Source organism: Streptomyces sp. 7R007 (genome assembly GCF_054850255.1).
Window position 1 is genome coordinate 1 of record NZ_JBTWMV010000093.1, and the last position, 14,971, is coordinate 14,971.

Annotated in this window: 15 protein-coding genes and 3 pseudogenes; 12 read left to right on the forward strand and 6 right to left on the reverse strand. The window is 70.3% G+C overall.

Going from position 1 to position 14,971, the window contains the following annotated elements; genetic code table 11:
- Nucleotides 1–255 precede the first annotated feature (255 nt).
- Entirely contained in the window at nt 256–1,704 is a 1,449-nt protein-coding gene (locus ACYF6T_RS43100; RefSeq protein WP_461703444.1) for an ATP-binding protein, read from the forward strand.
- Nucleotides 1,705–2,022: 318 nt separating this feature from the next.
- Nucleotides 2,023–2,289 carry a transposase gene (locus ACYF6T_RS43105; protein ID WP_461703445.1) on the forward strand — a complete coding sequence of 89 codons (267 nt, stop codon included), beginning with the start codon at nt 2,023–2,025 and terminating at the stop codon, nt 2,287–2,289.
- A 109-nt stretch (nt 2,290–2,398) separates the two neighbouring features.
- Here ACYF6T_RS43105 and ACYF6T_RS43110 read toward each other — a convergent pair whose 3' ends face one another.
- Complete coding sequence (locus tag ACYF6T_RS43110) at nt 2,399–2,986, reverse strand: hypothetical protein (protein ID WP_461703446.1); 588 nt, start codon at nt 2,984–2,986, stop codon at nt 2,399–2,401.
- A 651-nt stretch (nt 2,987–3,637) separates the two neighbouring features.
- On the opposite strand from ACYF6T_RS43110, the gene ACYF6T_RS43115 reads away from it, so the two are divergent.
- The 3 genes from ACYF6T_RS43115 to ACYF6T_RS43125 all read left to right on the forward strand — a co-directional run bounded on the left by ACYF6T_RS43115 (nt 3,638) and on the right by ACYF6T_RS43125 (nt 5,161).
- Nucleotides 3,638–3,940, forward strand: a complete 303-nt coding sequence (locus tag ACYF6T_RS43115) for a hypothetical protein (RefSeq protein ID WP_461703447.1) — start codon at nt 3,638–3,640, stop codon at nt 3,938–3,940.
- Nucleotides 3,937–4,323, forward strand: coding sequence for a fic family toxin-antitoxin system, toxin component (locus tag ACYF6T_RS43120; protein WP_461703448.1), 387 nt, complete (start codon nt 3,937–3,939; stop codon nt 4,321–4,323). The genes ACYF6T_RS43115 and ACYF6T_RS43120 overlap by 4 nt, the downstream gene beginning before the upstream one ends.
- 586 nt (nt 4,324–4,909) lie before the next feature.
- Nucleotides 4,910–5,161: a helix-turn-helix transcriptional regulator gene (locus ACYF6T_RS43125; RefSeq protein ID WP_461703449.1), complete on the forward strand. Its 252-nt coding sequence runs from the start codon at nt 4,910–4,912 to the stop codon at nt 5,159–5,161.
- A 144-nt stretch (nt 5,162–5,305) separates the two neighbouring features.
- Here ACYF6T_RS43125 and ACYF6T_RS43130 read toward each other — a convergent pair whose 3' ends face one another.
- Nucleotides 5,306–5,521, reverse strand: coding sequence for a hypothetical protein (locus tag ACYF6T_RS43130; RefSeq protein WP_461703450.1), 216 nt, complete (start codon nt 5,519–5,521; stop codon nt 5,306–5,308).
- A gap of 1 nt (nt 5,522) precedes the next feature.
- Here ACYF6T_RS43130 and ACYF6T_RS43135 point away from each other — a divergent pair, with 1 nt between their 5' ends.
- Nucleotides 5,523–6,059 carry a DUF6879 family protein gene (locus ACYF6T_RS43135; protein ID WP_461703451.1) on the forward strand — a complete coding sequence of 179 codons (537 nt, stop codon included), beginning with the start codon at nt 5,523–5,525 and terminating at the stop codon, nt 6,057–6,059.
- Nucleotides 6,056–6,253 (forward strand): annotated as a pseudogene (locus ACYF6T_RS43140) (helix-turn-helix domain-containing protein); the annotation flags it as partial. The gene ACYF6T_RS43135 and the pseudogene ACYF6T_RS43140, both read left to right, overlap by 4 nt.
- A 102-nt stretch (nt 6,254–6,355) precedes the next feature.
- Here the strand turns inward: ACYF6T_RS43140 and ACYF6T_RS43145 are convergent.
- Nucleotides 6,356–6,973 (reverse strand): transposase, encoded by a 618-nt coding sequence (locus ACYF6T_RS43145; RefSeq protein ID WP_461703452.1) that lies wholly within the window; start codon nt 6,971–6,973, stop codon nt 6,356–6,358.
- 558 nt (nt 6,974–7,531) lie between these two features.
- On the opposite strand from ACYF6T_RS43145, the gene ACYF6T_RS43150 reads away from it, so the two are divergent.
- The 4 genes and pseudogenes from ACYF6T_RS43150 to ACYF6T_RS43165 all read left to right on the forward strand — a co-directional run bounded on the left by ACYF6T_RS43150 (nt 7,532) and on the right by ACYF6T_RS43165 (nt 11,555).
- Complete coding sequence (locus tag ACYF6T_RS43150) at nt 7,532–8,029, forward strand: MarR family winged helix-turn-helix transcriptional regulator (protein WP_445416510.1); 498 nt, start codon at nt 7,532–7,534, stop codon at nt 8,027–8,029.
- Nucleotides 8,022–9,440, forward strand: coding sequence for an MFS transporter (locus ACYF6T_RS43155; RefSeq protein WP_461703453.1), 1,419 nt, complete (start codon nt 8,022–8,024; stop codon nt 9,438–9,440). The genes ACYF6T_RS43150 and ACYF6T_RS43155 overlap by 8 nt, the downstream gene beginning before the upstream one ends.
- Nucleotides 9,441–9,483: 43 nt before the next feature.
- Nucleotides 9,484–10,029 (forward strand): cysteine hydrolase family protein, encoded by a 546-nt coding sequence (locus ACYF6T_RS43160; RefSeq protein ID WP_461703454.1) that lies wholly within the window; start codon nt 9,484–9,486, stop codon nt 10,027–10,029.
- Nucleotides 10,030–10,150: 121 nt separating this feature from the next.
- Nucleotides 10,151–11,555 (forward strand): annotated as a pseudogene (locus ACYF6T_RS43165) (IS1380 family transposase).
- Between the two features lie 157 nt (nt 11,556–11,712).
- Here ACYF6T_RS43165 and ACYF6T_RS43170 read toward each other — a convergent pair.
- Nucleotides 11,713–12,414 carry a class I SAM-dependent methyltransferase gene (locus tag ACYF6T_RS43170; RefSeq protein WP_461703455.1) on the reverse strand — a complete coding sequence of 234 codons (702 nt, stop codon included), beginning with the start codon at nt 12,412–12,414 and terminating at the stop codon, nt 11,713–11,715.
- A 111-nt stretch (nt 12,415–12,525) separates the two neighbouring features.
- Nucleotides 12,526–12,996 carry a glycine-rich domain-containing protein gene (locus ACYF6T_RS43175; protein ID WP_461703456.1) on the reverse strand — a complete coding sequence of 157 codons (471 nt, stop codon included), beginning with the start codon at nt 12,994–12,996 and terminating at the stop codon, nt 12,526–12,528.
- Between the two features lie 190 nt (nt 12,997–13,186).
- Here ACYF6T_RS43175 and ACYF6T_RS43180 point away from each other — a divergent pair, with 190 nt between their 5' ends.
- On the forward strand, nt 13,187–14,479 hold the full coding sequence (locus tag ACYF6T_RS43180) for a helix-turn-helix domain-containing protein (protein WP_461703457.1): 1,293 nt from the start codon (nt 13,187–13,189) through the stop codon (nt 14,477–14,479).
- A 115-nt stretch (nt 14,480–14,594) separates the two neighbouring features.
- Here ACYF6T_RS43180 and ACYF6T_RS43185 read toward each other — a convergent pair.
- A pseudogene (locus ACYF6T_RS43185) lies at nt 14,595–14,971 on the reverse strand (hypothetical protein); the annotation flags it as partial.

Genomic DNA, 14,971 nt, shown 5'->3' on the forward strand with positions numbered 1-14,971 from the left:
CGGTGCCTGTGGCTATCGCGGGCACACCCACCAGGCATCCGACACCGGTTAGACACAGTGCTCCGCCTGCCAGGTCCTCGCCGCCACCCCCCAGGCCTACGATCTTCTGGTGTTGCAACTCGGCAGGTAGAAGACACCGCGGAGCACCACAGCGTCAGAGCCCCAGATCGAAACAAGTGCGAGAGCGTTGCACTGACGCTCCGCTCTTGGTAGATTAGATCTACGTAGATTTCATCTACAAAGGTAGCTGCAAGTGTGAGCGAGTTCATCGGCAGGGCCAACGAGCTGGCCCTGCTCGGCAAGCGCCTGGAGCGGGTACGCACCTCCGGCAGCGGCGTGGCCCTGGCAATCCGCGGCCGTCGGCAGGTCGGCAAGTCCCGCCTGGTCCAGGAGTTCTGCGACCGCGCCCAGGTGCCCTACCTGTATTTCACGGCGACCAAGGGCGCGTCCCCCATCAAGGCCGCCTCGGCGCTGCTAGACGAGCTGCGCGACTCGACCCTGGTCCGCGACCGCGAACTGGTGCCGCAGCTGGGCACTGGCAGCTGGCCCGACGTCTTCCGCGTGCTGGCCGGCCTGCTACCCGACCAGCCAAGCGTGGTGGTACTGGACGAACTGCCGTGGCTGGCGGAACAGGACAGCGTCTTCGACGGGGCGCTGCAGACCGCGTGGGACCGGCTGCTGTCCTCCAGGCCGGTCCTCCTGCTGCTGCTCGGCTCAGACCTGCACATGATGGAGCGGCTCACCGCCTACGACCGGCCGTTCTACGGCCGCGCCGATAACCTCGTGCTGGGCCCGCTAAACCCGGCCGAGACCGGCGCCGCGCTCGGCCTCACGGGCGCCGAGGCGCTGGATGCCCACCTGGTCTCCGGCGGCCTGCCGGGCATCCTGCGGGTCTGGCCGCACGGCACCCCGGCGCTGAAGTTCCTGCGCGCCGAGTGCAGCGACCCGGCCTCACCCGTCTTCGGGGTGCCGGAGACAACCCTGATGGCCGAGTTCCCCAGCCCGAACACCGCCCGGCGGGTGCTGGAAGCGATCGGCGCCGGGGATCGCACTCACGCCAACATCGCCTCCACCGCGGGCAGCCGCGAGGGCGCGCTGCCCTCGGGCACACTCTCGCCGCTGCTGCGCCGGCTGGCGGAGGAAAAGCACGTCCTGGCCGTCGATGCGCCGTTGTCCACCCGGCCGGGCAAGCCGTCGCTGTACCGCGTGTCCGACAGCAACTTGCGGCTGTACCTGGCGGTGCTGCGCACCGCTCAGGAGCAGGCCCAGCGCGGCCGGCCGCAGGTAGGCTTCGGCGCCATCCAGCGGCAGTGGCCCAGCTGGCGCGGCCGCGCCGTGGAGCCGCTCGTCCGCGAGGCACTGGAGCTGGCTGCCAGCGCCGGGCAGCTTCCTTGGCCAGACACGGAAGTGGTCGGCGGCTGGTGGAACCGACAGTTCAGCCCGGAACTCGACCTGGTCGGCGCCGACCGGGCGCCGGTGGCCGGACGGATCGACTTCGTGGGGTCGATCAAGTGGCTGGATTCGGAATTCGACAGCCACGACCTGGTCGACCTGCAGCGGACCGCGCCCCAGGTGCCTGGGTTCGATCCGTCGCGCACCGGCCTGGCGGTCGTGTCGCTGTCCGGCATCTCCCCGGATGTCCCCCGCGACGGTGTGGGTCTGGTGTGGTCCGGCGACGACGTACTCGCCGCCTGGTCCGTGTAGGGCGCCATACTTCTGAGGGCCTTTCAAGTCTGTCCGTTGTCCGCAAAACTCAGTAGCTGTTGTCGTTCCGATCTTGAGGGCTGCACGTCGAACGGTGTGCTCGATCGGGTGGTTGCCGCCGGCTGCGGGCATGAAGGCAGGGCCTCTTGGCAGCTCGGGGTTGCGAAGCCAACCGAGATCCAGGAGACCCTGTTGCCGCAGTTGTACGCGCTCGCACCGGTGGAGTTCAACTCGCCTGCACCGACGGGTGATTGTGTCGCTCACCGGTTCGCAAACGCAGCCGATCACCCGGAACGTGTTCGGCGGTATCCCTCGAACATGACGGACGCGGAGTGGGCCGTGGTCCGGTCACTGCTGCCGGTGCCGGGCTGGATGCGCGGCCGGGGAGGGCAGCCGGAGGTGTACTGCCACCGGGCCGTGCTCGATGCGATCCGCTACCTCGTCGACAATGGCATCAAGTGGCGGGGTGCGACACGAGGTCGCACTGATCAAGTGGCATACAGCAGAAAGGACTTGATAGCCCAGGCCAGTGTCCATGGCCTGTCCCCTGCGTCCACATGCGTTGCTGGTAACGGCGGGGTGTGAAGCTGGACGATCACGCTCAAGAACGTCCTTGGCCATCGGGAGGTAACAAGCAAAGGGGAAGTCTGGACGGGTGAGCAAACGCGAATCTCTGGCTATGCCTCGTGATTGATCAGCTGCGCGATGGTGATGCAAGCGGCAGCTCAGGACTCGGCGCGGAAGAGCGCCAGGTGACCCTCGTGGACTCGCCGGCGAGGGCAGGACACCACCGGTCCCGGGGTAGAGGAGGCGCCCACCCCAGTCGCATCTTGTCCGTGCGGAACGTGGAAACCCCGTCGGGGTCCGGGATATTCCCCTCGTCCGACCGCAAAGTGGCCAACTCCTGGCAGGTAAGCGGCCCTTGATGGAGGCGGTGTCGGTCCGCCAGGGCTTCAAGGATGCGCTGATAGTCCACCGACAGCACCGACCAGGCCAGTCTCTCACGCCACACCGGCACCTGCGACTTCGACTTCGCCGCCTGTCCGGGCGCCGAGCGCACGTCCGCGTCCCGCGGGCCGGGGGCGGCCTTCTCATCAGTGATGCCGCCGCCGTCCGGAGCCAAGACCGTGCCCACTCGCCTGCGAGCGATCACCCACTCCTGCCATTCCAGCCCGGCCGCGGCCAACTCGGCCTGGATGCGATCGGCTTCCTCACGCAACCCGTCGACCCGACGACGAGCAGCGAGCTCGCGCTCTTCCAGCAGTCCGACGACCGACGGCATCCACAACCTCCCGGGGAGCGACGACACAACACGCCACCACTCCCACCGATTCACCGGCCCTATGCCTGACCAGCGAAAACACCGCCCTCAGACTCGGAACGACAACAGCTACTCAAGCCTTCCCGTCCAGACGGTGGGGGGCATTCCCCAGTGCGGCAGAGATGACAGAACAGGCCAGACTGCCGTCACTCATGAAAGCGCCGCGGAGGCTGCTGTGGCTACCGCGCCCGTCCTGGGGCAGTCCAGGGCCAGCGCGGCGTCGACGTCGGAACCGACAAGGGACCAGCCCTACGTGCGCGAGGGAGCAGGCGGCTGGTACCGCAGGGGGTGTGAGCACCGGCAGCAGTCGAACCAGCCGACCGGCAACGTCTTCAGCAGCACAATCGAGTCCCCGGTCGAAAACGCCGGGGCAGACCTGGTGGTCGAGAGCGAGGTCGAAGGCGCAGTCAAGGTCGCGGGCGCGGACGCGGGCATCGTCAAGGCCGACCAGTCGGCGCGAACCGTTCGGGTGGCGGCGCCGTCGTGGCGCCCCCCTACGGGTAGGCGCACGCGCGGTAAGAACGGTCCTGCCCTGGGTGCGCGGTGCTTTGGGGGTGCCGTCCTCAGCGCGGGGACCGGCACGCGTGCGGTATCGCTGGTATCGTGGATACCATGCCGGAATCGAAGAAGGCGATGAGCCTGCGCTTCCCCGATCCCGCGCAGCAGGCCGCCATCGCGGCCGCTGCCAAGCAGGCGGGCGTCAGCATGCAGGAATACATCCTCTCCGCCGCCTACGAGCGTGCCACCGCCGTCGAGCGGCGGTTCCTGGACGGGTTCAAGGCATCCATGGCGCGCAGCGGCGCGGCCTTCGCCGCCGAACCCAGCAGCGCCGATCCCACCCCCGAGCAGCGTGCCGCCGAGCAGGACGCGCGCCGTGAACTCGATCAGCACCCGGAGCGAGGCCACGCCGCGTGACCCAGCCCGAGCCGCTCCATCCGCTCGACGTCTCCTTCCTGCTGCACGCCGCCGAGCTCCTCGACGGCGATCCACAGGTCGACGACTACGGCCCCCTCTACGCCGCCGTCGCCCGCGTCAACGCCAGGGCGATGCAACGTGACATCTACGGATCGCTCCATCTCAAGGCGGCGGCGCTGCTGCAGACCCTGGCACGACTGCCCTGCCTGGAGCACTCAAACGAACCCTTCGCCTGGCACGCGACCGAGGCCTACCTGATCCTCAACGGGCGTGAACTCCACTACCCGCCCAAAGCCGCCGCCGCGCTCGTACGGGACGCGGCTTCCGCAACACTCGGCGTCGCCCGCATCGCCCGCCAGCTACGCGACTGGACCGCCACCTGACATCGGCGCGCCTCGGCCCCCCACACTGACGGCCAGCAGCCCACAAGCAGCCGGCTCGGGTGGACGATCTTGGCCGTGACACGGCCATTGCACGGTGGGAGCAGTAGATGCCGGGGGGAGGCACCCCCCGCTGTCATGTTTGGGCTGCACCCCGTCCGTTCACCGGCCGACTTCCGAGCTGCACCCTGTTTCGTGGAGTCCCCGGCACACTGATCGCCCCACGGTCTCAGTGCTCCCACGCGTCCGGGCCACCGCCGAGCAGGACAGCAACGACAAAGGCCCCCGCCTCTGGCCGATGACGCGGTAGAAGCCGGGCTCGGTGACGTACTGCACCTCGCGCCGCTGCTCAACCCCGTTGGCGGACCTGGTCGGAGCTGTCTCCGATCCCTTCTCCTCGTGGGGTGGGCACACGATCACGGGCATCACGGAAGCCATACCGTCAGCCTGGCGTGCCCGGCCGGGGATCGCACGCTGAGCCATCTGCTTGGGCAATCCCCGCGATCAGGCGGAGCAGCCCGCACAGCGCGAGGGCAGCCGTCATGACGTGATGAGCATCCCGCGTATCCCGTGCCAAGGCTGTCCAGCCATGACGCCGGCCCCCATCCACCTCACCGTCAAGCAGCTCGCGGAACGGTGGAACACCACGCCGCAGGCCATCCGCATCCTCCGCCACCGCGGCCGGGCGCCGAAGGCGTTCAAGCGGGGCAAGGGCCGCGCGGCTCCCGTGCTCTTCCCGCTCGCCGAGGTCGAGGCGTTCGAGGCCGCGCAGATGGCGCAGGACGTCCCTTCCCAGCGCGGCACGGCGCCCGAGCACCGGCCGCCCGAGCCGCTGCGGTGAACGGTTGCGCGTACGCTCCCGGCAAGCCGTCAGCAGGCGCAATCCCGCGCAATCCTTGCGCAGGCACGCGCGACGCGCAGCATCCTGGACCTTCAACCAGCACAGGTGGAGGGCGACATGACGCTCAGGTTCCTCGGCACCACATCAGAGAACGGCAACTGCCCCACCCTGTACGAGGTCGTGGAGACCGGCGACATCGTCGTCCAAGGCGACCGTCTCACCGACCCCGAACACCTCGCCCAGCTCCGCGACGTGAAGGACTCCGAGACGTTCGTGGTCGTCCCCCGGGGACCTCCTCACCCGCCTCACGCCCCAGGACACCAGCCCTGCCAACGCCGACCAGGTGAAGGAGTAACCCACGGTGCCGGACCTGATCCCGTTCGACGAGATCACTCACCTGTTCACAGACTTCGAACACACCGCCTGGCGTCTGGAGACCCAGCGCGGCTACGCCAGCGACCGCGCGAGCGCGAGCTGGATACGCTTCAAGAACGGCGAGACCTTCGACTACAACCCGAACAGCCCCTGGCACGCCAACATCCGCACGCAGACAGAGGCAGGGAAACGCATCGCGCGGGTACGCCTGGTCGACAACCCGCCGACGGAAGGACAACGGTTCCTCCTCGCCAGCGGCCTCGGCAACGTGGCCGCCGGCGAGGACATCCGCAACATGTGGCGCGCGGACGCCGTACGGCTCGGCCTGCCGGACTACGACTTCTGGCTCTTCGACTCCCGCACGGTCGTGAAGTTCGTCATCGACGACAACGACGTCACCGTCGGCGTGTACGTCCTGGAAGACGCCGAGAGCGTCGTACGCGCCTGCCAGGCCCGCGACGCCGCCATGCACTTCGCCGTCCCTACCAGGGAGTTCCAGGCGCAGGTACCGTCTGCCACGTGAGCACGGATTACCAGTCTGGCCGTGAAGCCCTCGGTGTGCGTCTGCGGGAGTTGCGCACCGAGGCCGGCCTACAGGGCAAGGACCTGGCGGAGCGGCTGGGCTGGCAGCGCTCGAAGGTCAGCAGGCTGGAAACGGGCAAGCAGACCGCGACGGCCGCGGACCTCGAAGCCTGGGCCAGCCCGAGCGCGGCGCCCTGTTCCTTCGCGGCCTTTCCGAGGTACGCGCTTCCGATCAGGGCCACGACGAGGCCATGATGGCGATTCTTGAAAATGGGTCTGGGCGACATCTCGTGACGGTCACGATCGCAACAGGACGCGCGTGCGCAGGAGTTGGAACGATCCGCGGCCATACATCTGCCGCTTGATCGTCTTAGACGGTGGATGTGTCCTTCGACGACGCCGGAGCTGTGGGTAAGGGTGAGCCCGGCGGTGACGGCGTCGAGGTCCTGGCGCAGGAACCCGGCGAAGTTGCGGATCGGCGGGGTGCGTCCTGCTCGGCCTGGCGGATCCACTCCAGGAGAAGGTGGCCGCGCCGGTGGGAGACGAGGTCGTGGAAGACGCGGGCGAGGTCGCAGGCCCGGGTGATGTCCGGGCAGGCGAGGCGGACTTGGAGTCGATGTGGACCAGCCAGTCGATGTCGCCGGCTGCGTCGGCCTGGGCCTGGATCTGTTGCAGGGCCCGGGTGAACACACCGTCCAGGGCGTAGCGGCGGAAGCGGGTGTACACCGTCTTCCACGGGCCGTAACGGGCTGGCAGGTCGCGCCAGGAAATGCCGGTGCGGATCTTGTAGACCGTGCCGTTGATGATCTTCCGGTCCTCGACCCGAGGCCGACCCGTCACGGCTCGAAGTATCAGTGGAGCGAGTAACTCCCACTCATGGTCGGTGAGTTCATGGCGGCGTATCACACCCACCATGATCCATCACGAGATGATCTTTGAAGACGGACCCTAGACCAGGTCTAGGCCCCGGGCAACACCAAGGCCGTCATCTCCTCCGACACGGCCGACATCCGCGTCTGCGGCGGCACGCTCACGATCGGTCCCCTCGGCACGTCCTTCCCTGGGTGACGGCGTTCGCGGGCGGCGGTACCGGCCGGGCTGGACGCGGACTGCGTCCCCCCGGCCGCGGGCCGTCCCGTAAGGGGGCTGCCCGCCCCGGTGCCCGCGGTGCCGGCCTTCGCAGCTGTCCACACCGCTGCCCACCCGACTGCCCACACCGCTGCCCGCCCGGGCCTGTCGCGGCGGACCGGGGCTGACAGGCAGGAGAGGCCACCGTCGCCCACTCGGGCCGGCACGCCGGGAAACCGCTCCCCTCGTTGTCCCCCTGACCGAAACCCCCGCTCCGCCGGGGGCCGAGCCGAGCCCGCTCGTCCCCGGGCGGCGGGCATCACCCACCTCCGGCAGTCACCTGCGCCCGCCCCTGTATGCAGGCAAGACTGTACAGATAACCCTGTACAAGTTACGGTAGGTGGTATGCCCACTGATTCCGTCGCCAGCGGCACCCCCGGCTCGCCGCCCCGCCTCTCGCCCGCCGCCGTCCAGGCGTCCCGTGAGGTCAGGGTCGTCATCAGCCGCCTGCGCCGCCGCATCCTCGGGGCCTCCGAGGCCGAGGACCTCACACTCGGGCAGTCCACCGCACTCGCCCGCCTCGCCCGCGAGACCGAGACGCCCGCGACAGCGGCCGGGGTCACGACCAGCGTGCTCGCCGCCGCCGAAGGCGTCCGGCACCAGTCGATGACCGCGACCGTCGCCGCGCTCGCCGCGCGCGGCCTCGTCGTCCGCACCCCGGACCCCGAGGACGGCCGCAGGCTGCTGATCACCCTCACGCCCGAGGGCCGCCGCCGTGTCCACGAGGGCCGCCAGGCCCGTGCCGAATGGCTCGCGACGCGGCTCCAGGAGGAGTGCACGGAGGAGGAGCTTCAGGCGGTCATCGCCGCCATGTCCGTACTGGAGCGGCTGACACATGACTGAGCCCGCCACGGCGGCCGGGACGAGCGACAAGAATCCCCAGGCCCAAAAACCCCGATTCAACCGGCGGTTGCTGCCGCCGATGATGCTCGGCTCGGTCCTCAACCCGATCAACTCGACGATCATCTCGGTCGCGCTCATTCCCATCGGTGACGCGCTCGGCGCGCCCCCGTCGAAGACCGCGTGGCTCGTCTCGGCGCTCTACCTCGCGACCTCGCTCGGGCAGCCCGTCGTCGGACGGCTCATCGACATCTTCGGGCCGCGCAGGCTCTTCCTCATCAGCACGGGCATCGTCGGCCTCGCCGGCGTCCTCGGCACCCTGGCACCCAACCTTGGCGTCCTCATCGCGGCCCGCGTCCTCCTCGGTTTCGGCACGTGCGGCGGCTATCCGGCCGCGATGGCACTCGTACGGAGCGAGGCGAAGCGGACCGGGCGCGACAGCCCCGGCGGCGTGCTCACCGCGCTCGCCGTCGCCAACCAGACCATCGCCGTCATCGGCCCGCTCCTCGGCGGCCTCCTCATCACGGTCGGCGGCTGGCGCGCGACGTTCGCGCTGAACATCCCGCTCGCCGTCGCGGCGGTGGCGCTCGGCTGGTGGCGACTGCCCAAGTCGGGCGGTACGGGCGAGAGCCCGCAGCGCGGCCGGGTCGCCGCCCAGCTCGACCTGCCCGGCATGGCGCTCTTTGCGGTCACCCTCACCTCGCTGCTGCTGTTCCTCATGAACCTGCACCCGCGGCACTGGTACCTGCTCGTCATCACGCTCCTCGCCGGAAGCGCCTTCGCGCTCCGGGAGTCGCGCGCCGCCACGCCGTTCATCGACCTCCGCGTACTCGCCGGCAACACGCCGCTGCTCGCCACGTACGGGCGCGCCCTCGTCGCGTACGTCGTCGCGTACTCCTTCCTCTACGGCTTCAGCCAGTGGACCGAGGAGGGGTACGGGCTCTCGCCGTTCCGCGCCGGGCTCGTGCAGATCCCCATGTTCCTTCTCGCCATCGGCGTCTCGATCTGGTCCGGGCGCCGCAAGGGCGTACGGAGCAAGCTCCTCGTCGGCGCGCTCGGGCAGATCGCCGCGTGCCTGATCCTGCTCACGCTCTCCGGCTCCAGCCCGCTGTGGGGCCTGCTCCTCGTCGCCCTCGTCTTCGGCGTCCCGCAGGGGCTCAACAACCTCGCCTTCCAGAACTCCGTCTACTTCCAGGCCGATCCGGAGCGCACCGCGTCCTCCGCCGGGCTGCTGCGCACCTTCGCCTACCTCGGCTCGATGGTCGCCTCGTCCGCGAGCGCCGCCTCCTTCGGGGAGCGCGCCGACACGGGCGGCATGCACGAACTGTCGTGGATCATGCTCGGCGCCGGTGCGGTGTTCCTCGTCATGACCCTCTTCGACCGCTCCCTCGGCCGGATCGGCACGTCGGACTGACTCCCCCTCCCACCCTGTTATCCCGCAAGTGAAAGGCACCCTCATGTCCCGCACCGCCCTGCTCCTCATGGACTTCCAGAACGCCCACGCCACCCGCGTGGACTCCACCGCGCTCGCCCAGGCCGCCGCCGCCCTGAAGGCCGCGCGGGAGAAGGGAGTCCTCGTCCTCCACGTCGCCCTCCGCCTGCGCGCCGGGCACGTCGACGCGCACCCGAACAACGCAGTGTTCGGCACTCTCCCGCACGACCGCTTCATACCGGGCGACCCGGACACCGAGATCCACCCGGACGTGGCCCCCGCGCCCGACGAGGTCGTCCTGTACAAGAACCGCGTCAGCGCCTTCGCGGGCACCAACCTCGACCAGATCCTCCGCGCCCAGGGCATCGACCACCTCGCCCTCGCGGGCATCGCGACCGGCGGCATCGTGCTCTCCACGGCGCTCCAGGCGTTCGACCTGGACTACCGGCTCACGACACTCTCGGACGCATGCGCCGACCCGAGCCCGGCGCTGCACGACGTCCTGATGAAGGACCTCCTCGCGAAGCGGGGCGAGGTCGCGACGGTGGCGGAGTGGACGGCGACGCTCTAGCCTGCGCGTTTCACGTGCCGCAGTGCCCGGATCTTGATCGGAAACACGAAAGTGCCCTCTGAGCTGGGAAGATGAGGCTTGTCGAAGGTCTCTGTCATCCCAGCAGGAAGGCACTTTCTGCGTGCACACTACCGGCTCGCGCCCCCAGCTCGTCGTCTCGGCCGACGGCCACGGGGTGGTCAGCCATGCCGGATCCCGTCTGCTGGCCGATCTCGCTGACGCCACCGGCCTGACCGCCGCGTTCACCGACGCGCTGCGCCGCCTGCGGCCACGCGGCACCGGACACAACCCGGGCAGGATCGCGGTGGACGTGGCGTTGATGCTCGCGGACGGCGGCGAAGCTATCGCCGACTTGGCCCTACTGCGTGACCAAGCCGAGGTCTTCGGCCCGGTGGCCTCCACTTCCGACCGCCTGGCGCCTCCTGGCCGACATCGACCACACGGCACTGGCAGCACTGCGCACGGCCCGAGCTGCAGCGCGCGAGGTCGCCTGGCTGCAGACCGCCGAGGCGGACAGCGGCATACCCGCGGCCCAGGCCGGCGGGCGGGACCTGCCCGGGCTGGTCATTGACATGGACGCCACCCTGGTCACCTGCCACTCCGAGAAAGAGCAGGCCGCAGCCACCTACAAGCGGGGCTTCGGCTACCACCCGCTGTTGTGCTTCCTGGACAACACCGGCGAAGCCCTGGCCGGACTGCTGCGGCCAGGAAACGCCGGCGCCAACACCGCCGCCGACCACATCACCGTCTTCGATGCGGCGCTCGCCCAGATCCCCGACGACCGCCGCCACGGCACCCCCATCCTCGTCCGCACCGACAGCGCAGGAGAAACCAAAGCGTTCCTGGCCCACCTGCGGGTCATGCGCGCCCGGGGCGTCCACACATCCTTCTCGGCCGGACATCCCGTCACCGAGCCGGTCCGCCGCGCGATCCGCGCCCTGCCCGAGGAGATCTGGCACCCCGCGCTGGAGCAAGACGGCACCCTCCGCGCCGGCGCCGAGGTCGCCGAGCTGACCGGCACGGTCGACCTGGACGGCTACCCCGACGGCACCCGGATCATCGCCCGCCGCGAGCGCCCCCACCCCGGCGCCCAACTGTCCCCCTTCGACCTCGACGAGGGCATGCGCCACCAGGTCTTCCTGACCGACACCCTCTACGGCGAAGGCTCACTGCAGCACCTGGAGGTCCGCCACCGCGCACACGCACGCGTCGAGGACCGCATCCGCTGCGGAAAGACCACCGGCTTCGGCCGCTTCCCCTCCCGCCACCTCACCCTCAACCAAGCGTGGCTGGAACTGTCCCTGACCGCCACCGACCTGCTCGCCTGGACCCAGACCCTGCTGCTGGAAGGAGAGTTGGCCACCACTGAACCGAAGAAGCTGCGCTACCGGCTGCTGCACGCAGCCGCCCGCATCACTCGCGGCGGCCGCCGCCTTCGCCTGCGGATCGCCGCGACCTGGCCCTGGCGGCACGAACTCATCAACGCCTTCGCCCGCCTCACCGCACTACCGCGACCGGCCACCTGACCTGCGGCACTGCCCCTGCCCGCCCACCACCAAGGAACCCGTTGGAGACCCCGGCCCGAGCGTCGGGCCCAAGCCATGCCCGCTCAACGACCAGGGGCCGACAGCACCAGTCCTCCGCCATCACCCCAGCTCAACCACTTGAAGCGAAACGGGGAGGCTAGGACGGGTGGTGCGCGCTCACCAGCAGTGTGTCGGCGGTGCGTGGCCCGCCGGTGGCGGAAGGCAGCACGTCGACTGTGATGTTGGTGAATCCGGCCGCGTCGAGCAGCTTGGTCCACACGTGCTCCTGGAGGACCCAGCGGCGCGTCGTGGTGGCTTCGCCGTCCGGTGTCTTTGCCGGGATGTCGGCGGCCACGGCATCGGGCTGGGCGGGCGCCCCGTTCAGGTAGTGGGCGAGGGTTGCGAACACCAGTCGCCCGCCCGGCTTGAGCGCGGTGGCAGCCGCCGGCAGCAGCTCGCGTGGGTCGGTGAAGTCCAGGGCGCCGAAGACGCTGTACAGCACGTCGTACGCGCCGGGCATCGCCTGCAGGTGGGGCACCGCGTCGGACTGCACGATGCGCAGACGTGGCGCGAGGTGGGCGTAGAGGTCCGTTGCCATAGCGTGCTGGGCGGGCGAGGCGTCGATGGCGGTGACGTGGGCAGGCTGGTGATGGACCGCCAGATGTGCTGCGTGCCGGGCTGCGCCGGCGCCGAGGTCGCCCACACAGCGGCCGGTCAGGTCACCGAGGACCTCGGGGCCGGGCCCGGCGTCCTGGCCCCAACTCCAGTAGAAGGTGCCGGGAACAGTGCGGTCACTGGTGGCGCGGGCGCGGCCGTAGTGGTGCCAGAGGTCCGCGGTGCTGGTGGTCACCCGGCCCATACTGGCGGCCGCGACCGGGCCGCGGACCGATTCGCTGAAATCTCACCCGGTCGTGCTCCTCGGGCCCCAGCCGTGCGGCCGGGGCCCGAGGAGCTCGCCGTTGCGGCGCGGTCAGTGCGAGTCGTTGCCGGGGTGGCACGGGCCGCAGTCGGCGGCGTCCGTCCACAGCGGCAGGTCGACCTCCCAGCCGTCGGCGGCGACGATGTGGGCCGTCTTCATTACGGAGCCATCGTTCTTCACGTCCACCTTGGGCACGTGGTGCAAGAACTGTCCGTCGCTGAACTTCTTGCACAGCTCGGCGTACGCGACGGTGTCCAGGATGACCGTGTGGACGCCGATGTCGACGAGCTTACTGGGCGCCAGCCCCAGCCCCTCGCCCCGGTGGTTCATCGCGGTCAGCAGGTAGGCGTAGCCCTGGCCGAGGACCCGGGCGGCCATGACCGAGTCGTAAGGGTAGTCCCGCATGAGGAGCCCGACCTGCTTGTCCCACAGGTCGGCCGGCACGACGTCGCGCGCGCAGCGGACCGGGCCGGTCGTCGGGTTGGCGGCCGGACGGGACGCAACAGCGGCGGTGGCTTCCATGGAGTGCCTTTCGATGGACGGTGCCCCGCGGCGCGAGGCAGTGGCCCCCAGCACACCGCGCCGAGCGGCTGCCCGGTGATCAAGTCTCGCTGTGTGCACAGCGTTTGCATGGTGTGCAAGCAGCCTCGACGCGCCCGGCCGACGCCCGTAGCGTGGAGGACCCCCTGTCTGTGCGGTGTGGGAGGGACGCGTGCCCGTTGACCCGCTCTGGAACAGCACGACAGCACTGCAGTTAGCCGCGCAGCGGCGCCCCGGCGCGCTCATCCGGCTCGGTCGCCAGCACCACTGCTGGACGCTGGCCGTGCTCGCGGACCGGATCGGCTGCTCGCCCGCGACCGTCTCCCGTCTGGAGCGCCGCACCCGGATCGCCGACCTGGCCCTGGTGCACCGTGCCGCACGGGAAGTCGGCGTGCCCGGACACATCCTCATGACATCCCTCGCGCCACCGCCCGCTACGGCAACGGCGACTACTAGAGTGACAGCCAGTCAGCGTGACGCCGAGGAGGACCCCATGCGCCGCCGTACGCTGCTCGCCGCCACGGCGGCCGCAGGCCCCGCCGCCCTGCTGATGGGCCTGGACGACGCCCTGGCCGGCACCCCCGCCCCATCCGGTGCCGGGCCGCTGGACAGCCGTCTGACGGGCGCCCGCGCCCTGTACGACCAAGGCGCGCACGCACGGCTCCTGGCCGCACTGCCCGGCCTCATCGCCGACGCGCATCACGGCGCCGTCTCCCGCCACAGTCTCGACCAGGCCCGGCTGTCCGCCGTGTACAGCCTCGCCTCCGCCGTGCTCATCAAGCTCGGCTCCTACGACCGCGCCCGGCTCACCGCGGACCGTGCCCGTACCTGGGCCGAGATCTCCGGCTCCCCGCTCGCAGCTGCGGCCGCGTCACGGGAACTGGCCATCGTGCTGCGCCACCAGGACCAGCACGGCGCCGCTCAGCGCCTGATGTCCTCGGTGACCGACGACCTCGAGACGAGCGGGCTGCGCGCCGACGCCGCGGCCGCCGCCTACGCACAGATGCTGTGCACCCTGGCCTACACCGCCGCCCGGGCTGGGCAGCGCACCGAGGCCCTGGCGATGACCGAGGAGGCCCTCCGCGCCGCCCGCCGCTTGCCCCAGGCCGCCCCACCCGGCCGGCTGTTCGCCATCAGCCCGGCCGCCGTCGACCTGTACGCGGTCGGCGTGCACTGGGCACTCGGCGACGCCGGTGCCGCACTCGATGCCGGGAAGAACCTGCGGCCGGAGCAGTTCCCGACCGCTGAGCGCAAGGCCCGCCTGGGCACCGATATGGCGCGCGCCTGGTGGGCCTGGCAGCGCCCCGAGCAGACCGCCGGCGCCCTGCTGGACGCATACCGGGCCAGCCCCGGCGAGGTCCGCGACCGGCCCGCGATCCGCCGCATCGTCACCGAGCTCGCCGAGCGGCACCCGCGCACCAGCGGCGTACGCGAGTTGCACGCCGCCGTGACACGGGCCGTATGACGCCCGTGCAGACACTCCGCAGGAGTGACCGCACCAGCCCCATGCCCCTAACCCTGGCGCCAGACCCCGTACGCCAGGGGCTCCCAGACGCGGCCTCACGGGTGTTCCGGCGGCTCTAGCCCAGGACAGCGGGGGCAGCGTCTTCGGCGGTCCAGTCACCGTCGAACAGCGCGGCAACCAGGTCGACGTGCTCAGTGGGGAGTTTTTCGGCACGGTGCTTGGTGCGGGCTTTGGCGAGCCAGGCGCCGATCCTGACCGTCTCACCGTCGACGCGGATGGTCTCGCGTGCGGCGGGGGCGCGGCCTTCGCGGTGGAGGAAGAGTTCCAGGAACTGGACGGTCTGTTCGAACGTGCGACGAGGGCGGCGCGCGGGGTGAGGGGGTTGCTTTCGGGGGTCAGGCCGAGAGCGGCCATCAGCTGCTGCTGACCAAGATCCAGGGTCTGCCAGGTGGTGAGCTGGCGGTGCGGCCAGGAGCCGATCTTCACCCCGAC